General features: G+C 68.1%; 15 protein-coding genes and 5 pseudogenes. 9 read left to right on the forward strand and 11 right to left on the reverse strand.

The features are described 5' to 3' along the window. Positions 1 to 305: 305 nt before the first annotated feature. Together AOK11_RS07535 and AOK11_RS07540 are read right to left on the reverse strand one after the other, a co-directional pair. A pseudogene (locus AOK11_RS07535) lies at positions 306 to 635 on the reverse strand (alpha/beta fold hydrolase); the annotation flags it as partial. A gap of 46 nt (positions 636 to 681) precedes the next feature. After that, positions 682 to 2,004: an RNA-guided endonuclease InsQ/TnpB family protein gene (locus AOK11_RS07540; RefSeq protein ID WP_055592866.1), complete on the reverse strand. Its 1,323-nt coding sequence runs from the start codon at positions 2,002 to 2,004 to the stop codon at positions 682 to 684. A 23-nt stretch (positions 2,005 to 2,027) separates the two neighbouring features. On the opposite strand from AOK11_RS07540, the pseudogene tnpA reads away from it, so the two are divergent. Continuing rightward, positions 2,028 to 2,450 (forward strand): annotated as a pseudogene (gene tnpA, locus AOK11_RS07545) (IS200/IS605 family transposase); the annotation flags it as partial. A 107-nt stretch (positions 2,451 to 2,557) separates the two neighbouring features. On the opposite strand, the pseudogene AOK11_RS07550 reads toward tnpA, so the two are convergent. From AOK11_RS07550 to AOK11_RS07565, 4 genes and pseudogenes are all read right to left on the reverse strand, one after another. Continuing rightward, positions 2,558 to 2,935 (reverse strand): annotated as a pseudogene (locus AOK11_RS07550) (alpha/beta fold hydrolase); the annotation flags it as partial. A 104-nt stretch (positions 2,936 to 3,039) separates the two neighbouring features. Continuing rightward, positions 3,040 to 4,122 (reverse strand): protein kinase family protein, encoded by a 1,083-nt coding sequence (locus AOK11_RS07555; protein ID WP_055592867.1) that lies wholly within the window; start codon positions 4,120 to 4,122, stop codon positions 3,040 to 3,042. A 272-nt stretch (positions 4,123 to 4,394) separates the two neighbouring features. Continuing rightward, a pseudogene (locus AOK11_RS07560) lies at positions 4,395 to 4,628 on the reverse strand (hypothetical protein); the annotation flags it as partial. Between the two features lie 81 nt (positions 4,629 to 4,709). Further along, the gene (locus tag AOK11_RS07565; protein WP_079034690.1) at positions 4,710 to 5,720 is read right to left on the reverse strand and encodes a YDG/SRA domain-containing protein; all 1,011 of its coding nucleotides are present in this window, start codon (positions 5,718 to 5,720) and stop codon (positions 4,710 to 4,712) included. A 123-nt stretch (positions 5,721 to 5,843) separates the two neighbouring features. Between AOK11_RS07565 and AOK11_RS07570 the strand changes: the two genes are divergently transcribed. Continuing rightward, positions 5,844 to 9,035, forward strand: a complete 3,192-nt coding sequence (locus tag AOK11_RS07570; RefSeq protein WP_055592870.1) for a DEAD/DEAH box helicase — start codon at positions 5,844 to 5,846, stop codon at positions 9,033 to 9,035. Positions 9,036 to 9,038: 3 nt separating this feature from the next. On the opposite strand, the gene AOK11_RS07575 is transcribed toward AOK11_RS07570, so the two are convergent. Beyond that, positions 9,039 to 9,701 carry an ATP-binding protein gene (locus AOK11_RS07575; RefSeq protein WP_055592871.1) on the reverse strand — a complete coding sequence of 221 codons (663 nt, stop codon included), beginning with the start codon at positions 9,699 to 9,701 and terminating at the stop codon, positions 9,039 to 9,041. 205 nt (positions 9,702 to 9,906) lie between these two features. Between AOK11_RS07575 and AOK11_RS07580 the strand changes: the two genes are divergently transcribed. From AOK11_RS07580 to AOK11_RS07585, 3 genes and pseudogenes are all read left to right on the forward strand, one after another. Then, positions 9,907 to 10,752: a helix-turn-helix domain-containing protein gene (locus AOK11_RS07580; protein WP_055592872.1), complete on the forward strand. Its 846-nt coding sequence runs from the start codon at positions 9,907 to 9,909 to the stop codon at positions 10,750 to 10,752. Next, positions 10,752 to 10,949, forward strand: a complete 198-nt coding sequence (locus AOK11_RS39285) for a DUF397 domain-containing protein (protein ID WP_079034691.1) — start codon at positions 10,752 to 10,754, stop codon at positions 10,947 to 10,949. Before AOK11_RS07580 ends, AOK11_RS39285 begins: the two co-directional genes overlap by 1 nt. 232 nt (positions 10,950 to 11,181) lie before the next feature. Beyond that, positions 11,182 to 11,898 (forward strand): annotated as a pseudogene (locus tag AOK11_RS07585) (carboxylesterase family protein); the annotation flags it as partial. A gap of 1,192 nt (positions 11,899 to 13,090) precedes the next feature. Here the strand turns inward: AOK11_RS07585 and AOK11_RS07590 are convergent. The 3 genes from AOK11_RS07590 to AOK11_RS07600 all read right to left on the reverse strand — a co-directional run bounded on the left by AOK11_RS07590 (position 13,091) and on the right by AOK11_RS07600 (position 16,895). Beyond that, positions 13,091 to 14,143 (reverse strand): helix-turn-helix domain-containing protein, encoded by a 1,053-nt coding sequence (locus tag AOK11_RS07590; RefSeq protein WP_055592873.1) that lies wholly within the window; start codon positions 14,141 to 14,143, stop codon positions 13,091 to 13,093. Between the two features lie 374 nt (positions 14,144 to 14,517). Beyond that, complete coding sequence (locus AOK11_RS07595; protein WP_055592874.1) at positions 14,518 to 14,922, reverse strand: (2Fe-2S) ferredoxin domain-containing protein; 405 nt, start codon at positions 14,920 to 14,922, stop codon at positions 14,518 to 14,520. Beyond that, the gene (locus tag AOK11_RS07600) at positions 14,919 to 16,895 is read right to left on the reverse strand and encodes a heavy metal translocating P-type ATPase (protein WP_055592875.1); all 1,977 of its coding nucleotides are present in this window, start codon (positions 16,893 to 16,895) and stop codon (positions 14,919 to 14,921) included. Before AOK11_RS07600 ends, AOK11_RS07595 begins: the two co-directional genes overlap by 4 nt. Before the next feature lie 95 nt (positions 16,896 to 16,990). Here AOK11_RS07600 and AOK11_RS07605 point away from each other — a divergent pair, with 95 nt between their 5' ends. Continuing rightward, positions 16,991 to 17,380 carry an ArsR/SmtB family transcription factor gene (locus AOK11_RS07605; protein ID WP_055592877.1) on the forward strand — a complete coding sequence of 130 codons (390 nt, stop codon included), beginning with the start codon at positions 16,991 to 16,993 and terminating at the stop codon, positions 17,378 to 17,380. 373 nt (positions 17,381 to 17,753) lie between these two features. Further along, complete coding sequence (locus tag AOK11_RS07610) at positions 17,754 to 18,392, forward strand: LysE family translocator (RefSeq protein WP_055592878.1); 639 nt, start codon at positions 17,754 to 17,756, stop codon at positions 18,390 to 18,392. Positions 18,393 to 18,451: 59 nt separating this feature from the next. On the opposite strand, the gene AOK11_RS39290 is transcribed toward AOK11_RS07610, so the two are convergent. Next, positions 18,452 to 18,973: a GNAT family N-acetyltransferase gene (locus tag AOK11_RS39290; protein WP_079034692.1), complete on the reverse strand. Its 522-nt coding sequence runs from the start codon at positions 18,971 to 18,973 to the stop codon at positions 18,452 to 18,454. 149 nt (positions 18,974 to 19,122) lie between these two features. Here AOK11_RS39290 and AOK11_RS07620 point away from each other — a divergent pair, with 149 nt between their 5' ends. Together AOK11_RS07620 and AOK11_RS07625 are read left to right on the forward strand one after the other, a co-directional pair. Beyond that, positions 19,123 to 19,788, forward strand: coding sequence for a TOPRIM nucleotidyl transferase/hydrolase domain-containing protein (locus AOK11_RS07620; protein WP_055592876.1), 666 nt, complete (start codon positions 19,123 to 19,125; stop codon positions 19,786 to 19,788). Positions 19,789 to 19,848: 60 nt separating this feature from the next. Beyond that, a partial coding sequence (locus AOK11_RS07625; RefSeq protein WP_157869299.1) for a DUF998 domain-containing protein occupies positions 19,849 to 20,162 on the forward strand: 314 nt, incomplete at its 3' end.

The raw sequence follows: 20,162 nt of genomic DNA on the forward strand, positions 1-20,162 counted from the left end.
GCCCGCCTGCGCAGGCGGGCACGGCCTGTGGTGCCGCAGCGCGCCCCGGGGGCCCACGGCCGCGCCCTCCCGTGGCCCCCGCAACGGTCGGCCACCTGCCGGTGCGGCTCGGGCCGCACGTACGGGGAGCGCCACGGCACGACGGCGGTGCGACGGGGGACATGGACCCGGACTTGGATGACGAGGACGGGTTTTCGAGAGGGACGACGAGGTCCCGGACCTGGAGGCGGGCCGTGCGCCCCTCTCCTGTCGGGCGAGGGGCGCACAGGGCGGCCCGGGGCGGTGGAGTCCGGCCGCTTCCGGTCCTACTTGGCCAGGAAGGCGAGCAGGGCGTCGGTGACCTCCTGGGCGTGGGTCCACAGCAGGCCGTGCGGGGCGCCGTCGACGACGACGTACTCGGCCTGCGGGAGGGCCCGGCGGAACGGCTCCCCGGTGGCCTCGATCGGCAGGATGCGGTCGGCGGTGCCGTGCAGGATCAGCGCCGGGACGTCGACCTTGGGAATGTCGGCGCGGAAGTCGGTGGTCCAGGTCGCCACGCAGGCCAGCGAGGCGTGCCAGGAGGAGCCGGCGGCGACGTTCCAGCTGTTGCGGACGGCCTCCTCGCTGATCCGGGTGCCGAGGTTCTCGTCCAGGTTTTGAAGCGCTCTCCTCCCTTCACAAACTCAGGGAGGAGATTCCCGCTTACCTTGCGGCAGCGGGCTTGACGCCACGGGGACGCCTGACGACTGCCCTCCCGGCAGCCGGGACGAGCGCGAGGCCCGTCCGGTACAGATGCAGGACGTTGCGGGCCGCGTTGTGGTCGGCGTTGCCTTCCCAGCCGCAGTCGGGGTTCTTGCACACGAACACGGCCTGGGACTCCCGGCTGCCGGGCGTGATGAAGCCGCACGCGGAGCAACGCAGGGAGGTGTTCGGGGCGGGGACCTTGTGCAAGGTGCCGCCGTGCCGGGCGGTCTTGTACGTCAGCATCGTCACGGTGCGGCCCCATGCCTCTTGGTTGATGGAGCGGTTCAGGCCGGATTTCTGCGCGACATTCTTCCCGGGTTCCTCAATGGTTCCCCTGGCGGACTTGACCATGTTCGTGATGGTGAGTTGTTCGACCACGACCGTGCCGTAGGTGCGGGCGAGGTTCGTTGTGGTCTGGTGTTGCCAGTCAACGGCGCGGCGCGTGGCTCTTGCGCGGAGCTGCTTGATCTGGTCGTAGGTTTTTTGCAGTCGGTTGGAGCTGCGCTCCTTCGGCCTGCGGAAGGATGTGCGGTGTGCGGCCCGTTGTTCCAGGCGGAGCAGCTTGGCCTTCTCGTCCGGGTTCAGCCATTTGTCCCGGTCGGCGGTGCCGTCGGGCAGGCGGGGCGGGCGGCCGTGGTTTTGGTGGTTGCCGTCGGACAGGGCCAGGGGCAGGTTCACCCCGGCGTCGATGCCGACCTCGCCGCCGCCATGTGGTGCGGGCCTGGGCTCCAGGCTCTGGACGCGGAAGGCGATATGCCAGCCGAGGGCGTCCTTGACCAGCCGGGCGCCGGTGATCCGGTTCTCCTTGTTCGCCGCCTTGCCCACCGGGAGATCACGGGTCCAGCGGAACCGAACGCGGCCGACCTTGGGGATGTTGGCCATGCCCCACCGTCGGTGCACCCGCTTGATCTGGAGGTCCCGGCCCTGCGGGATGTCCACAGACATGACGGTGCGGATGCGGGCCTTGAAGGTCGGTGCGTCGGCCCGCCCGTCCCAGCAGTTCTTCCACGCCTGGAAGTACGTTTTGAGGACCGCCTGTGCGGCCTGTGCGGGCAGCACCGCGTACCAGTCGATCTCCTTACGCGCCTGACGCAACGTCTGGTCCATGCGGGACAGCGACCTCTGGCACTTCGGCGTCATGGTCCACAGGTCATGGAGCTGATTCCACATCGCCCGCGCCGCATGAGCCTGATCGTCCACAAGCCGAGCCTGCGCAGGCGTCAGCGCCAGCCGGGCGCGATGCCCGTACTGCCACCCCTTCAGCGCACGCTCCGTGTTCACGCGATCACTGTACCATTTGGTTTATGTCACCACGCTGGAATCCAAACCCTGATGTACGCACCGGCCGTCACGTCGTGTACAACCTGCATGCCCATTTGGTCTTCGTCACCAAGTACCGGCGAGAGGCGTTCACCGACGCCATGCTGACCAGGTGCGAGGAGATCATGCGGGAGGTCTGTACCGATTTCGAGGCCGAACTGAAGCAGTTCGACGGCGAAGAGGATCACGTGCACCTCCTGGTGCACTACCCGCCGAAGGTCCAGCTCTCCAAGCTGGTCAACTCCCTCAAGGGCGTCTCCGCCCGCCTGCTGCGCAAGGAGTACAACGCTCACGTCCGCCGGTATCTGTGGGGCGGCCACTTCTGGTCCGGCTCCTACTTCGCCGGATCCTGCGGCGGGGCACCGCTGACCGTCGTACGCCAGTACATCGAGAATCAGCAGCGTCCCACGGCCGATGACAACACTGCGGCCCCGTACAAACAGCGCGGGTCGGAGCAGTCCGGAGATGGCCTTCACCCCCGTCCTGAAGGGCGGAGCACTAGCCAAGATCAAAGGTAGAAGTCGTTGAAGAGCGCGGTGAAGCAGGCATAGCGGTCGGCGGTGACGGCCTGCGCGATGCCCTCGAAGACGGCGCCGTCGACGCCCCCGGGGTTGTCGTCGGTCTGGAGCAGGAACGGCTCCAGGGAGGCGAGGAAGGCGGCCTTGGCGAACCGGGCGGAGCCGTACGTGCCCAGGTAGCGGCCGACTTCGCCGGTGCCCATGGAGAAGCCGACGAGGACGGTGTCACGCAGGTCGAGGGTCTCCAGGACGGTGTTCAGGTCGGCGGCGAAGGTGTCGTAGCCGGTGGCGGGCTGGCCGGACCGGCCGAAGCCGCGGCGGTCGTAGGTGACGACGCGGTAGCCGGCCGACAGAAGGGCGGCGGACTGCTTCTCCCCGGTGAGCAAGCCGACGGTCAAGACCCCCGTCGCCGGCGCCTTCGACGGGTACTACCACCTGTACAGCCGGGCCGTGTCCGAGTGCCGGCCTCAGGGGTCCGTCAGTCGAGGGACGCGCTGTACATACAGCCCGTTCGGCGGATCTCCTCCAGCGGGTAAGGGGTCTCCCTGCTCTCGCGCTCGAACGTGCGGAAAAAGTCCGCCATCACCGCGGTGAGCGGTGCGTGTCGGGCGAGGATCGCCGCGGCCTCCTCTGGGATTTCCCTGGGACGTTCGCCTTGCGCATAAGCGCGTACCTGCGCCTCGCGGTCGTCCCTCCGGTATCCGTACAGGGCGGTGACCAGCCAGTTCACCAGATAGCTGACCGAGTAGCAGCGGTCGTAGGTCCGATGCCGGTCGAAGAAGCCGGCCCCCTCCGGCGACAGCTCGAACCGGGAGGAGACCGCAAGCCCGTAGTCGGCGAAGAAAAGACGTCGGCCGTCGGTCAGGATGTTCTCGAAGTGGACGTCGAAGTGCAGGAGGCCACGGCTGTTCATGAACGAGGTCCCGGCTTCCAGGTCCCTCTCCACCATGACGCAGGCCCGGTCGGCGGCCTCCCCGCCTGCGTCCATCCGCTCACCCAGCCACTGGTGCAGATTCTGCGGGATGTACTCCAGGAACAGCGCGACGCTCGCCGAGGACTGCTGAAGCGCCTCGATCCGACGGCGCACCTCCGGTCCACCGCCCCAGTAGGCAACAGCCCGTTCGACGTCGGCCAGTTCCTCGGGCAGGGGCGTGGAATCCGGCAACACCCGCCAGTGGTACATCAGGGGGAAGCCCTCGTACTCCCCCGCGAGCACCCAGTTCGTCGTCATGGTGTGCACGGCGAGTTCCCTCCAGGCCCCGAAGCCCGGCGCGCCGATGGTGCCGATGCCGTACTGGCAGAAGGCCGGCAGCTCGAACACGTTCGCCGTGGAGCGGACGTTGTCCGGTTGCCTCTCCAGATCGGTGAGGGGCACCCGCTTCACGAAGACCGGTGTTCCGGCGACCTCCAGCAGGGCCGACTTGCCGCCGATACCGGACCCGATCGGCGTGGCGACATCCACGAGCTCGCGCAGGGCGCGATCACTGCACAGGGCCAGGGTGGTGGAGACGGCACCATGGGCGGCGCGACGCGCATCAGGCGACCTGTCAGGACACTTCAGGGCTTCCTCCCCTGATCGCCGGCCTCAGACCTCCGATGGCTACACGCTCCTGCCGAGCGCGACCGCAGCTCTGCGGTGTGGCCTCCGGAGCGGGTGAAGGGCGTCCGAGATTCGTGCGTGAGGACAGACCCGAACACCCTCTTGACGGCACTGTACGGGAAGAGCGACGACGGGATCAGGGCAACGCGATGCCCTTGCAGGCCAACCCTGTTCAGCGACTCCTAACTCGTCTGCCTGGCCGTGGCCCAGACACTTCTCGGCCACCGCTCGAAGTCCCGGGAGGCTTCGACGAGGTGGTCGAAGAGGGCGGCGTGGTCGGGCTTGACCTTGTTCTGCCGGTAGTCCTGGAAGGGGATGACGACGGTCAGGCGTCCACAGGCGGCAAGGACCGCTTCGGCGAAGAGGGAGTCGACGTACGGCTTGAGCAGGTCGTCCAAAGCGGTGCAGACCAGAGGGGTGCTGTCCTCGGTCAGGTCCATGTGCCCGGTCACCGCGATGGCCGTCACGGTCGTCGCTCTCCTTCTCAGGTCGACAGCAGGTCGCGGATCCTATCGCGGGCCGAGAAGCAGACGCCTTCCATGCTCCCTCTAATGCGTCTGAGTAGGACCCTTCTTCTCCCAATACCTACGGTGGTAGCGGAGGTGCTCCTGGTGAACTCGATGGCCGTCCTTCACGGTGAGCTTCGACAAGAGCTTCGCACCCGATACATCTGCACGCGCGATGACAGACCAGTCCTCGCCTATCGCAATCGCGCCAATGTCAAGCCGCACGTGGCAATTAGGACAGAGGCACATAATGTTGGGCTCGACGTCGGGGCCATGATGAGGCTTCCCCAAAGGCCGTATGTGGGCGCCCTCGCTGTACGGCTCACCATCCGGCCCGACCAGTCGGAGGCCACACAGCTGGCACACCCCCTCGTAGAGCTGCTTGATCCGCTCTGCGGCAGCCGTATCCCGGACCAGGCGACGCACCCGCATGCTGCGCGATCGCGGGAACTTCTCCGCGTACTGCTGCTCGTCGCCCTGCTGGTCTTGCTCGTCATCGAGCTCTGCCAACACATCAGCAACAAGACGTTCGAGCGGGGTCTGCACCTGCTCACGCCCCAGCAAGCGGCGTAGATCGAACTGACAAATGTCAATCGGTGACCCGTCAGGGGCCGGACGCTTGGAAGTAGTCGTACGAACACCCGTGATCATGTATAGGCCGTCATACCTATAGGAGTCGAACGGTGAGTACCGCGGGTCCCCCTCGTATCCTCGGATCACGCGTATGGGGTGTCCCCGCTCGTAGCTGAGCCGGAGCGCAGCGTTGTCCACGTACGACCACGACTGGCTTCGGAGCAGCCTGCCGCTGGGCTCCTTGTCCTCGTTCTTCGAAGCCCCGGTGTACCGAATCCAGTCCCAGTGGTCCTCGTCGTCCTCGTAGCCTCCGTGCAGGACGATCGCGTCTCCGACCTTGCGGCCGTCTTGGTCCTCGAGCCAGGAGATGCCCCTCTGGTTCGTTTGGTGCAGTTTCGCCCGCATCACGTTTAGTCGCCGATGGAAGACCGCGCCCACAGGAACACCGTCTATATGCCCGATGACTCGTTCGATTTCCACCCGCCCATACTTGAACGAGAGTGATCAATTTTGTCAACTGTATTTAAAATAAGCCGTGTTGAAGCATGAGGGTTTGCACTCTCGGACCACCTCTGCCCGGATTGTCAGAGCTCTCTGTTACACATGAGCCCGTTGCCCCGAGCACTCGAAGGAGCCCATGTGTCCGAGCTGGAGGATCTGACCCACCCCGCGCCAGGCCTGTACGAGCAACTGATCACGCTCCGCTTCGAGCAGAAGTTGAAGGAGCTCTCCCAACTCGGCTGGCATCCGGTGAGCGACGCAGTAGGTCCTGAGTCGGTCCCTCATCTACTTGCACGGCACGTCTCTCACACTGTGCGTCGCGTCCTGCAGAACTTGCCCGTTGAGGATCGCGTGTACGCGGCCAACCACATCTTGGAGTCCATCAGCACGCTCAACGGAGCTCAGGAGTGGGTGGACCTCGTCGCAGACGGCCCTCGGCAGCTCCTAGCGATCACACAGCAGGAAGCACCTGGAGTTTTCGCCGTGCGCCCCGGCATCCCGCTCTCTGACACCGCGCTCCTGACGAACTCCCCCGAGGACCCAAGCCTCGGATTTGAATTGCGCGCGGAGCTCGCTACTGCCGACCGCGTGGACCTCCTGTGCGCCTTCGTTAAATGGCACGGGCTGCGCGTCATCGAGCGGTCCTTGCGGGCGGCCCGGGAGCGCGGTGTGCCGATACGGGTTCTGACCACCACGTACATGGGGGCCACCGAGCGTCGAGCCCTGGACCGCCTGGTCGAAGACTTCCATGCCGAGGTGAAGGTCAACTACGAAACGCGGTCGACCCGGCTTCACGCTAAGGCGTGGCTGTTCCAGCGAAACAGCGGCTATCACACGGCGTACGTCGGCAGCTCGAATCTGTCGAAGGCCGCGCTCCTCGACGGCCTCGAGTGGAACGTACGCCTGTCCTCCGTGGCCACGCCCGAGGTGATGCGGAAGTTCGAGGCGACGTTCGAGTCGTATTGGAACGACCCGTCCTTCGAGACGTACGAACCCCACACCGACGGCAGTCGCCTTCAGGAAGCACTGACAATGGCCGGTGGTCCTTCCTCAGCAGACCGCCCCATCACGCTGTCCGGCCTCGAGGTACGGCCGTACCCCCATCAGCGCGACATGCTCGAGCGCCTTGCCGTCGAGCGCGAGCTGCACGATCGGCACCGCAACCTCCTGGTGGCGGCCACGGGTACGGGCAAGACGGTCATGGCCGCGCTGGACTACAAGCATCTCCGCCGGAGGCACGAGCGCGACCTGCGCCTCCTCTTCGTCGCCCACCGCAAGGAGATCCTGCAGCAGTCCATGCGGACTTACCAGGACGTCCTACTCGACGCGAACTTCGGAGAGCCCCTGCACAGCGGGGAGATCCCGGAGCGCTGGACGCATGTCTTCGCAAGCGTGCAGTCGCTCAACGCGAGGGCGCTTGATCGCCTCGCCCCCGACCACTTCGACGTCATCGTGATCGATGAGTTCCATCACGGAACCTCGCCGACGTACCGGAAGATCATTGACCACTTCCAGCCGCTGGAACTGCTCGGTCTGACGGCCACCCCCGAACGCATGGATGGCAAGAACGTCCAGGACGAGTTCTTCGACGGCCGAATCGCCGCCGAGATGCGCCTGTGGGAGGCGCTGGACAACAACCTCCTCTGCCCCTTCCACTACTTCGGCATCAGCGACAACACCGACCTGAGCGCCGTGGAGTGGAAGCGGGGAGCCTATGACGTGAGCTCGCTCAGCAACGTCCTGACGGGTAACACGGTCCGCGCTGGCCTCGTCGTGAAGGCCATCGAGGAGAAGGTGGCGGACCCCAGCCGTATGCGGGCGTTGGGGTTCTGCGTCTCCGTCGCTCATGCGCACTTTATGGCGGAGTCCTTCCGTTCCGCCGGTTTCAACGCCGTCGCCGTGTCCGGGGAGACGCCAGCTGATCAGCGGCGACAGGCGCTCGCGGACCTGAAGTCCGGTGATCTACAGGTGGTTTTCTCGGTCGACCTCTTCAACGAAGGTGTCGACATCCCCGATGTCGACACCCTGCTCCTCCTCCGTCCCACCTCAAGCGCGACCGTGTTCCTCCAGCAGCTCGGCCGTGGTCTCCGGCGCTCCGACAACAAGGCGGTGCTGACCGTCCTGGACTTCATCAGCCAGCACCGCAAGGAGTTCCGTTTCGAGAACCAGTTCCGTGCCCTGACGAACCTGACACGCAAGCGGCTGCTGGACCACATCGAGCATGACTTCCCGCAGCTCCCCTCCGGCTGCGAGATCATGCTCGAGGAGAAGGCCAAGCGCACGATTATCGCCAACATCAAGGATCAGCTCAGCGTCAACGTGACCACGCTGGCGCGTGAAGTGGCCGAGTACGCAGAGCCCCGTCTCAGCCGTTACCTGGAGGAAAGCGGGCGGGAGCTTAAGGAGATGTACCGGGGGAACGGGAACTCGTGGACCAGGCTGCTCCGTCGCGCCGGATTGATGGACCGCGAGGCACCCGAGGGAGAGCCTGAGCTCCTCAAACGGATACCTGCCTTCCTCCACGTCGATGACCCGCTGCGCGTGGCCGAGTACACGCGCATGCTCGAAGACGACGCCCCTGCCTACAACGACCTCGATGAGCAGGGAAAAGCGTACGCACGCATGCTCTTCTTCCAGCTGTGGCCGCTGGGCGGTGTCACGAGGAAGGGCTTCGCGCACTACGACGCCGGGTTCGCCATCCTTCGAAAGCAGCATGCTTTCCGCAGCGAGCTGCGCCAAGTGCTGGCGTACAACCTCGCGCACACCGAGCACGTGCCCATCCCCCTCCTCGGGGCGTCCGGAGACCGGGGTGTTCCGCTGGCCGTGCACGCCTCCTACACCCGTGAAGAGATCCTTCCCGCTCTCGGCCAGTCCGACATCGGGGGCTTCATGCCGGGCGACTTCCGGGAAGGAGTGAGGTGGTGCGAGTCCGTGAAGACCGACGCGCTCCTCATCACCCTCGAAAAGGACGAGAAGGATTTCTCCCCGCAGACCCGCTACCGGGACTTCGCATTGAGCGAGACGCGGTTCCACTGGGAGTCCCAGAACCAGACCTCGGAGACGTCCCCGACGGGGCTGAGATACCAGCGTCACGTCGCTCAGGGCAGCCAGGTGCTGCTGTTCGTCCGCCGCTACAAGACCACCGACATAGGCGGTGCTCAGCCGTGGATGCTGTTGGGGCCTGCCGAGTACGAGAGGCACGAGGGCAGTAAGCCGATGGCCGTCACCTGGAAGGTGAGACATCCCATCCCTGCGGACGTGTTGTCGTATGCCAAGGCGGTGGCTGCGGGCTGACCTTCACCGAAGAGCGCGAGCCGCATCCAGTCCGGCCTCGAAGCGCGTCTGAGCGCGGTCGAGGATGTCGTCGGCGTCATGGCCGTGAGCCTGAAGCCAGTGCAGGAGGTCGGCGATGACGTCGATGGCGGTCGCCTCGGCCGCCATGGAGCTCAGCCGGCTTCGCCGGGACGTGGTGCAGGGCTCGCTCTCTCCGTAAAAGCTGAGCACCTTCGCGGCTCTCGCTCCCCGCGCGCCGCCCGTATGCCCCTCGGGCACGGCCGGTACGGCGACGAGTTCGCACCATGTCACCTTGCAGTCGCCGTGCAGTTCGACGCCCCAGCGATCCGCGAGGGCGTCGACCAGCGCCATACCTCGTCCTCCTTCGGCGTCGTCACTGGATTCCAGGAGGGTGGGAAGCGCGCGGGCGTCGGGGTCGCGCACCTCGATGCGGAGACGGGTTCCGTTGAGGAGGACGGCGAGATGGGCCGGGGTCCCTCGACCGATGTGCGTGATCACGTTTGCGACGAGCTCGCTGACACACAGTTGGGCCGAGTCGATGAACTCTTGGAAGCCCCAGGCTTCCAGATGCGTCCGCACGAGGCTGCGCAAGGCTGAGACCTCTTCCGGCTCCGCGAGGAAGGGAAGCCCCCAAGATGTCAGGGACTTGTAGGCGACATGCTCCACGGTTCAACTCCTACCTGGGCCACGATGGTTACACGCTGAAGCTCATTCCACACCGAGAGTTGCATTGAAACTCTCAAAATGGAACTCTCATCACGCGTTGGTGGGAGCACGGAAGCGCACTGAGCGCCCCCGCGCACACGCCGTCTTGCCCCGGCGTCCCACACCTGTGGACGCTCTGAAGTGATCGAATCGAAGGGCTACTTCTATGCCAGTTGGACCGACGACCCGCAGGCGCCAGCTGGGCGCCGACCTGCGCCGACTGCGTGAGCGCAAGGGCCTGACGCTCGAGGAAGCAGGCGCCCGGGTAGGCATCTCAAAGGCAACGCTCAGTCGCTACGAGACGAAGGAGGGCACGGTCAAGTGGCCCGCCGTGGAAGCCCTTTGCCGGGAGTACGAAGCCTCAGACGAGGAACGGCTCGCCCTCATCGAGCTAGCGAAGGGCGCGAAGATCCAGGGGTGGTGGCGCTCACTGGCAGACCCCATCCCCGAGTCCATGAACCTGATGCTCACACTTGAGGACGAAGTCGTACGCGAGGACCACTATGCGTGCATGTACATCCCGGGCCTCCTCCAGACACGTCCTTATGCAGAAGCCGTTCACCGGGCGTCGGAGGCGCACTGCCCGGAGCGGGAGGTACAGCACATGGTCGACATCCGCATGAAGCGGCAGGAACTGTTGGACCGCCAGGAACCGCCGCACATCTGGTGCGTGATTGACGAGGCAGCACTCCGACGGCAGGTCGGTGGCCGCGAGGTGATGCGGGGGCAGCTGGAACACCTGCTCGCGATGACGCAGCGTCCGCACATCACCGTGCAGGTCCTGCCCTTCGCCCGTGGCGCTCACGCGGCGGCCGTCGGCAGTTTCGCCGTCCTACGCGGTCAGGCTCCTGAACTGGACGTGGTGTACGTGGATCTCCTCGGCGGTGGGCTGTTCATGGAGAAGCCACAGGAACTGGAGCGTTATAGGTTGGCGTTCGAATACCTCAGCGCACAGGCACTCGACCTCGAGTCCTCCGCCGATCTCATCGATCGGATCAGCAAGGAGTCCTGATGACGACACCGTCAGAGCCCAACTGGTTCAAGTCCTCCTACAGCGGCGGCAGCGGCACCGAGTGCGTGGAATGCGCCTGCTCCGCCGACGGCACTCTCATACGTGACTCGAAACGGGCGGAAGGCCCGGTGGTTCGTGTGCGGGCTGGTGCGTGGAGTGCGTTCGTGGGGTCCCTGACCCGCAATCCTCCCAGGTAGAGCCACAGTTCCCGTGGGACAGTGCCTTCGGGTGCGGGTGGTGGGGATCAGCGCGGTGTCGACTCTCCGTTGCTCACGGCCGTGGAACGCTCCGGGTTCGGTGGTGGGGGTCGCCTGAGGCGGCCTGGTGGTTCTCTCCGCGTCCGACATTGGAAACCGGCCACGGTTCTCACGGTTCGGAACCGACGAGCCGCTCGCGAAGCCGCAGAGGGCCGTGGAAGGCTGGTGGCGCATGGGGAACAACACATCGTGGGCGGGGTCGGAGTTCCGGACGACGAGCGGCCCGGTGCGCGGCCGGCGGCCGGTCGACGGTGTGGTGGCCGTCCTCGGTGTGCCGTACGCCGCCGCGCCCTTCGGCCCCCGCCGTTTCCGCGAGCCTCAGCCCGTTCACGGCTGGAGCGGACCGCGGGACTGCACGGTTTTCGGGCCCGTCGCGCCGCAGTCGGCGGAGTTGCCCGGTTCGCCGAGGTGGCGCGAGGAGGACGAGGACGTTCTCACCGTCAACGTGTGGGTACGGCGGCAGCCGGACGGAGGGCCGCTGCCGGTGCTGTTCTGGATCCACGGCGGCGCGTACACCTTCGGCTCCTCCGCCCAGCCCGACTTCGACGGCACCGCGCTCGCCCGTGCCGGGGTGGTCGTGGTGAGTTGCAACTACCGGGTCGGTTTCGAGGGCTTCGGCCACGTACCGGGTTTCCCCGACAACCGCGGGCTGCTCGACCAGGTGGCCGCTCTGCGCTGGGTTCGGGAGAACATCGCCGCGTTCGGTGGTGATCCCGGCAACGTCACGGTCGCCGGGCACTCCGCGGGCGCGGGATCGGTCGCCTGCCTGATGGCCGTGGAGCAGGCGCGCGGGTTGTTCCGCAGGGCCGTCGCCCACAGCGTGCCCCACGGCTTCCTCACCGTCGAGGCCGCCGCGACGACCTCTTCGAGGATCGCGGCCGAGGCCGGGGCCGAACGGGTCCGGTCGGCGCGGGTTCACCGGCGAACATCCATCCCATGTCGTCAGCGAGGTCCGGTAGATCCGCGCGAAGGACTTCGCGATGCCCTCGCCGGTGAGATACCGCTCGATGGCCACGGTGTACGACGCCGGCGGCGCGACCCGGGCGCGTGGCAGCCGAAGCGCGCACTCGGCTCCGAGTTCGGTCACTGGTTCGATAGTCATGCCCGCCCCACCCTTCCGATGCTGCCGCAGTAAATGCGTACACCTCGCCTCGGCGGCCGGGGCAGCCCGCCGCAGGTCGCGGTGATCACCGTAGGGGCTCCGCCGCAGTAAATCCGGCATTCGCTGCGGCAGACTTGTCCCGGACACTTCTCGGACAGGGCCCTGGCCAGGCCGGACAGTCCATGCCCTGTCCGGGACAGCTTTCTCCACTTTCCTCATTCTTCGTCCTTGCCATTCTTGAGGCCGTCAGTTGGGGGCGCTCCAGCTGAATCCGTAAGCGGCTGAGAAGGAGTACATCGTGCGTATTCGTTCCGCTCTTGGTGTCGGACTCGGGGGAGCTGTCCTCGCTCTCGGTTCCGTAGCCGTTCCCGCACAGGCCGTTGAGGCGGCACCGCAAGGCGCGCTGGCCCTTCCTTCGTGGTGCACCAACGGTGAGCCGTGGGATGTGGACGGCAGGACGTACGGGGTTCGTTGTGACGTGACCTTCGCCTACTACGCGAAGGTCACCTGCACGAATGGCAAGAGCACGAAGATTGCGAGGGGGGTCCAGACGAACGACAACCGTTGGTCGTACGCCTACTGCACTTCATACGGGAGCAACTGGCGGGTTGTTCCGGGTACGGGAGGGCCCGTTAGGGCTTGATGACTCCCAGATCCCCCCGACTCCGGAGTGGACCGGACACGTACGCAGGCGGCATGGCGACTCGTTGTCACTCCGGTGACGGCCTCGCCCGCACACCCAAGGTACAGGCCTGGCGTGGGTCCTCTTGGTGAGGGAGTGATTGCAGGAGGGGCGCCCGCAGGCACAGGAGGTGGCTTCCGGCGCCCCTTTCGGCTGCACGTCTCACGCTCATACGCTGACGGGACGGCCCTGGGAAGCCGGTGATGTATGGGTGGCACCTCATGGATGGGTCGGATTTCCGGACGACGAGGGGTGGGGGGCGGGTTCGGTGGTGGGTGCGCGTCCGGCGTCGGCGTGTCACTCCGGCTCGATGATGAACACCTGGCCGTTGGCGTCCTGCACGGTGCACCGCTGGGCCACGGCCACCGCGCCCGCCTTGTCGGAGCCCTGGGAGCCGTCGGGGTCCTCGGCGCTCTCGCGGATGCCGACGCACAGGGGTTCCGCGTCCTGGGCCGGCCTGAACCGCCAGTGGTCCGTGCCGCCGCCGGGGGCACGCTCGATGCGGAACCGTTGGGCGGTGCTGCCGCCCTGGCAGGCCTTCCAGGGCCAGGGTTCGAGCATCCCGTGGAACGGTCCCCCGTCGAGGACGGTGAGGCAGCCGGGGCCGTGGTCCGGGTGGTCCCACTTGATGATGTACAGGCCGTCGGACTCCCGTTGGAGATACGTGCGCGGCGGCACCGCCTCCGTGCAGGGCCGCTGCACGGCGACCGTCTTGGTGTCGCCGTCCACCCGGGCCTCCCCGTCGGTCAGGCACAACGTCGGCGCCCCGACCGGCCGTACCCGCGACCACCCGGGAGTCGGCCCGGCCGCGCCACCGCCCTTGGAGTCCCCCGTCCGTTCGTCGTCCGGCAGCAGAACCACCGCCGCGATGACGAGCAGGACGACCGTCCCGAGCGAGGCCAGCGCGACGAGTGGGGCGAGCGGGACGGTACGTGTACGACCGCCACCGGCAGCCTCGCCCTCCGGGACACGGCCCGTCCCCGGGACACGATCGGCGTCCAGGACGCCATCAGGCTCCGGCGCGTGGCCGGCCCCGGAGGCCTCCGGCATCTCCGCGCCCGTGAGGCGCTCGCACTCCGCGAGCCGTTGCCGGGCGGCGAGCCACTCGGCCACGTCCTCCTCGGGGCCGCAGGCCCGTACCAGCGCCGCGACGACCTCGGCCCTCGGCAGTACGTCCCGGCGCAGGACGTCCGCGAGGGTGCTGCGCGCGAGCACGTCGCCGCGTTCGGCGGCCCGCTCCTCCAACTGCCGGTAGGTCAGACCGCTGTGCTCCTTGAGCCGCCGCAGCAGTCCGACGTACTCGGCCGAAGTCCGCGCCTCACCGGGCTCCAAGCCGCCTAAGATCGCCATTCCGTCATTGTCGTCACGCGTCTCACACCCGGCAATCCCCGTCCCGGCCACGTCGGACGTTCCTCCTTCGCCGTTCCGGACAGCCTTCCGACCGGCCCGGACAGTCCGGCCCTTGTCCCGGACAGCGCAAACCGTTGCCGGACAAGATCCCGCGGCCCAGGCTCGGTTGGTGTCACCGCAGGCCGGACCCACGGGGGTGGACCGGCCTCGGGAGACCTACCCGAACGACTTTGCGGGGAGAACGGATGACGAAGTCCTCAAGGTTCAAAGCCCGACTCGCGACCGTGGCCTTGGCCGTCGGCATGGGCGTCGCGGTCAGCACCGTGCCCGCTCAGGCGGTCCCGATTGCGACGGCGCCCGGCCCGGGAGGCCGGTCAGTCGTGGAGTTCGGCGCGGATGCGGCGTGAGGGCTGGAAGGTGTAGAGGTCGAGGATGCCGGGCGGGTCGGCGAGGCCGGGGCCGCCGTTGCCGACCCAGGTGGTGATGTCGGTGGTGGCGTCGGGGTCGTTAACCAGGCCGAGCCAGACGGGGGCGCCGCCGTTCTTGCGGCCTTCGGCGGAGGGCTGGACGACGATGACGTTGGCGCGTTCGCACGCGCCCAGGCAGCCGGTGACCCGTACGGTCGCGGCGCCGTCCACGGCCTGGCGCAGGTCGCGCAGTTGGGCTGTGTGATCGAGGCCGGGGATCTTGGGGGTGCCGCAGCAGCAGCCGCGGCAGACCGTGATGGTGGGCCGTGCCGCCCCCGTCGCGGGGGCGGCACGGCGGGTGCGTTTGCTCATGCGGTGTCCTTGGCAGGGTTGGTCCAGGCTGCCTCGCGCAGCAGGCGCAGGCCGTTGAGGCCGACGATGACGGTGGAGCCCTCGTGTCCGGCGACGCCGAGGGGAAGCGGGAGGGTGCCGATCAGGTCCCAGGCGACCAGGGCGGTGATGAACACCCCGGCGATGGCCAGGTTCTGGACGACCAGGCGGCGGGCGGTGCGCGAGAGGTTCACGACGGTGGGGAGGGTGGCCAGCTCGTCGCGGACCACGACGGCGTCGGCGGTCTCCAGGGCGAGGTCGGAGCCGGCCTTGCCCATGGCGATCCCCGAATGGGCGGCGGCCAGCGCGGGTGCGTCGTTGACGCCGTCGCCGACGACGAGCACCGTGCGGCCCTGCTCCTGCCATTCCCGCACGGCGGTGACCTTGTCCTGTGGCAGCAGCCCGGCGCGGACGTCGGTGATGCCGACCTCGGCGGCCAGGTGCCGGGCGGCGCGCTCGTTGTCGCCGGTCAGCAGCACCGGGGGGCGGCCGGTCAGGCGGGTGAGGGCGGCGACGGTGGCGGCTGCGTCCGGCCGCAGCCGGTCGGCGATGCCCAGCACCCCCACCGGTGCGCCGTCGCACAGCACCGCCACCGCGGTACGCCCGGCGTCCTCCAGCTCCCGCACCACCTTCTGGTGGGCCGGGTCGGCGTCGGCGGGCAGCAGCCGGGCCGGGGAGCCGACCCGGACGGTGTGGCCGGCGATGGTGGCGGTGACGCCCTGACCGGGGACGGAGGTGAAGTCGCCCGCGTCGGCCAGGACCAGAGCGCGTTCGCGGGCGGCGTCCACGACGGCGCGTGCCAGCGGGTGCTCGCTGGGGTGCTCGGCCGAGGCGGCGAGGGCGAGCACCTCGTCCTCGGCCAGGGCGCTGCCGGGCAGCGGGCGGATGTCGGTGACGCGGGGGGTGCCCTCGGTCAGGGTGCCGGTCTTGTCGAACGCGACGGCGTCGATCTGCCCGAGGCGTTCCATCACGACGGCGGACTTGACGAGCACACCGTGGCGTCCGGCGTTGGCGATCGCGGACAGCAGCGGCGGCATCGTGGAGAGCACCACCGCACAGGGCGAGGCGACGATCATGAACGTCATCGCCCGCAGCAGAGCCGACCGCAGCTCGTCGCCGAAGGCGAGCGGGATCGCGAAGACGGCCAGGGTCGCGATGACCATGCCGATCGAATAACGCTGCTCGATCTTCTCGATGAACAGCTGCGTGGGGGCCTTGGTCCCGGAGGCTTCCTCGACCATCTTCACGATCCGGGCGATCACCGAGTCCGCCGGGTCCCGTTCGACCCGCACGCGCAGGGCGCCGGTGCCGTTGACGGTGCCGGCGAACACCTCGTCCCCGGACTGCTTCGCCACCGGCAGCGGCTCGCCGGTGATGGTCGCCTGGTCGACCTCGCCGGCTCCGTCGAGGACCTGTCCGTCGGCGCCGACCCGTTCACCGGGCCGCACCAGGATCGTGTCCCCGACCGTCAGTTGTGCGGCGTCGACGCTCTCCTCCGTGCCGTCGGGCAGGAGCCTGGTCGCGGTGGAGGGGGCGAGGTCGAGCAGGCCGCGCACGGAGTCCGCGGTGCGGGCGGTCGCGATGGCCTCCAGGGCGCCGGAGGTGGCGAAGATGACGATCAGCAGCGCACCGTCCAGGACCTGGCCGATCGCGGCGGCGCCGAGCGCCGCCACGACCATCAGCAGGTCCACGTCCAGCGTCTTGTCCTTCAGGGCTTTCAGGCCTTCCCAGCCCGGCTCCCAGCCGCCGGCGACGTAGGTCGCGGCGAACAGCGTCCCCCACAGCCACCCCGGGGCACCCAGCAGGTACAGCGGCAGGGCGAGCAGGAACAGCACCAGCGCAGCCAGCGCCCACCGGGCCTCCGGCAGCGCCAGGACGCGCGTGCGGCGCCGCGGCAGGGCGGGACGCGGCCCGGCGGCGGCCGGCGCGGGCCGCTGATCCAGGGCAGAGGGCATGACAAAACAACCCTTCACGGGCGGGCGGGGAAACGACCACCACCGTACAGGAATACCTGAACAGGTCTTCAGGTGTCATCGCTAGAATGGGCGCCATGGGTCACGGAGCCGACGACCGGAACAACGCCACCCCGCGCGAGCGGCTGGACGCGGCGGGGGCAACCGACGTCGCCGCGACCCTCCAGGCCCTGGCCACCCCCTCACGCCTGTACATCCTGGCCCGGCTCCAGGAAGGCCCCTGCTCGGTCGGCGACCTCGCCGACTCCGTCGGCATGGAAGCCTCCGCCTGCTCCCACCAGCTGCGCCTGCTGCGCAACCTGGGACTGGTCTCCGGCGAGCGTCACGGCCGCTCCATCGTCTACTCGCTGTACGACAACCACGTCGCCGAACTCCTGGAGCAAGCCCTCTTCCACGTGGAGCACCTGCGGCTCGGCCTGCGCGACGCCCCCACCTCCGCGGCAGCGCCGGCCACGACCCGGCGATAACCGGAGAGACCCGCTCCTCCGGTGTACGCGTCACCCTCGTCGCCCCCGAACACAAGCGGCTCGGCCGCGGCATCGAAGGGACAGCACCTCTCACCCGCCACCGTGACGCGGATGCCGCACGAACGCGACGAACAGGCCGCCGCAGTCGCAGCGCCGTAGACGGCCTGCCAGGTGTTCAGGATCATCTCGTGGCGGGTTTCTGGCGTATCCGGGTCATGCCCCTTCACGATCGATGCCGGTGAGAACCGATGCCGCTCAACAGCTGTGCGGTCGACCCGCGATGCGGAGAACGGGGCCGCGGTTCGACGCTCCGGCGCCCCGCCCCACGAAAAGGGGCTGAGGAGCGGACCCGGCCCGTGCTTTCATGAACGCCATGGTGTCTGCTGAGCGCTTGCTCGCCTTCGCGGCCATGTCGTTCCTGCTGATCGTGATCCCCGGGCCCAGTGTGCTGTTCGTGATCGGGCGGGCGTTGGCGCAGGGGCGGCGCGCCGCACTGACCACGGTGGTGGGAAACACGTTGGGCGCCTACGTGCTCGTCGTGGCCGTGGCTCTCGGGATCGGGTCGATCGTGGAGCGCTCCGTTCTCGTCTTCACGCTGCTGAAACTGGCCGGTGCCGCCTATCTGGTGTACCTGGGTGTCACAGCGTGGCGGCAACGCGGCTCGCTGCAGGCCGCGTTCACCGGTGACAAGGCCACGCAAGGCGGCCTGCGGACGTTGTGGGAGGGGTTCGCCGTCGGGGTGGCCAACCCCAAGACCATGGTGTTCTTCGCCGCCGTGCTGCCGCAGTTCGTCGACCGCGCCCAGGGACACGTCGTGGTGCAGATGCTGCTGCTCGGGCTGGTCTTCAACATCATCGCGGTGGCCTGCGACAGTCTGTGGGGACTGGTCGCGGCGACCGGGCGGGACTGGTTCGCCCGCTCACCTCAACGGCTCTCCCTGGTCGGAGGGGTCGGCGGGCTCACGATGATCGGCCTCGGTGTCACCGTGGCCGCGACGGGACGCAAGGACTGATCCGGCACCGGAGAGGCGACCGGGTCGGCCGGCGGCGCGTTCGGCCCGGCGAGCCGGGCTCAGTCCTCCGTGGCCGCGTCCACGAATCCCATTCTGCGATTCATGGCGATCGCGTTCGCGTTCGCCGGGTGGTGGAAGGTCAGGACCGTGCTCGCTCCCTGCTCCCTGACGAAGGCCATCCCGAAGGTCTTCATGGCGATCGAGATGCCGCGGCCCCGGTAGCCGGCCCGTACGCCGGTCATCTCGTTGAAGAGGAAGCCCTCCTGGACCGACGTGGCCGCCAGGCCGATCCAGTCGTCGCCGTCCAGGGCGATCACGATGCCGCGGGGGTCGTAACCGTCGGCCTCGAAGCGCCGCTCGACGTACTCCTCGAAGGAGTAGAACTCACCGCGCTCGGGGATGTCGGCGGAGCACTCCTTGTTCAGTGCGTACAGCGCACGGCGGTGTTCCGGTGTGTCGCCCAGTTCGGCGAGCGTGGTCAGGCGGATGCCGTCCGCGCGGCACCGCGTCACGTACGTCTCGAAGTGGGGCGCGTCGAATGCCGCAACGTCCAGTTCGAGCTTCACCCATGGGCCGGTCATGTCCCCTCCACCGTGTCTTCTCTCCCCCCGGTCGCCTTCACCGTGCGACGGCCTCCTCATCCTGCTGCTTGATCGGTTCGAGGGGAAGATCGCCGGGCTCCGGTGGAAATTCCGTGCGGTGCCGGCCGGGAAGGGCACAGACTCGTGCCATGGCTGACATGGGGGCGTTCCGGGAAGCGGTCACTGGATGGGCGGCCGGTGGGTCCGGTGAGTCCGCGCGCGAGCTGGCGGCGCGGCTGCCCGTCCGGGCGGTCGTCCTGCTCGAAGGGCCGAGCGATGCGGCGGCCGTCGACGCGCTGGCCGAGCGTCGCGGGCGGGATCTGGAGGGGGAAGGGGTCTGCGTCCTGCCGATGGGCGGTGCGATGAGTGTCGGGCGCTTCGCCCGGCTCCTCGGGCCACCCCCCGGCCTGGGCCTGCGCCTCACGGGACTGTGCGACGTGAGGGAACGTGACTTCTACGCCCGCGCCTTGGAGGAGGCGGCGGCCGGTGCGGCGCAGGCACAAGAGCAGATACCAGGGCAGGCACCAGGGCAGGTGCAGCGGTTCTTCGTCTGCGCGGCGGATCTGGAGGACGAGCTGATCCGCGCGCTGGGCGTGGCACGGGTGGAGGAGCTCGTCCGGGCGGAGGGCGACCTGCGCGCCCTGCAGACCTTCCTGCGCCAGCCCGCACAGCAGGGCCGCACCGCCCAGCAGCAACTGCGGCGCTTCCTCGGCACGAAGAAGGGGCGCAAGATCCGCTACGGCCGCGTCCTCGTCGAGGCCCTCGAACCCGATCGCGTACCCGCCCCGCTCGATGGCCTGCTCACCAGCCTCTGATCCCTGGGGGCAGGGCAGGGCAGGCGTGATCACGTGGTGGAGGGGGGAGGACGACGTCGAATGCCGGTCGGGACGTGGGAGGCGACGGAGGGTGGGCCGTTGAAGGAGCGGATCGGGTACGTCGCGTGGGTCGTGGGTGTGGCGCAGTTCTTCGTCGTCCAGGGGATCGTCGAGTCGGCTTGGGTGCGGCCGGCCTACAGCTGGGCGCGGAACAACATCAGCGACCTCGGCAACGTGCACTGCGGCCTGCGGACCTGGCCCGAGTCGCGGTACATCTGCTCCCCCGAACACGGCCTGATGAACGGTTCGTTCATCGCGCTGGGTGTCCTGCTCGTCGTCGGGTTCGTCCTGACCGGTGGGGCCGGTGGGGTGGG

Source organism: Streptomyces hirsutus, from assembly GCF_001418415.1.
Classification (GTDB): Bacteria; Actinomycetota; Actinomycetes; order Streptomycetales; family Streptomycetaceae; genus Streptomyces; species Streptomyces hirsutus.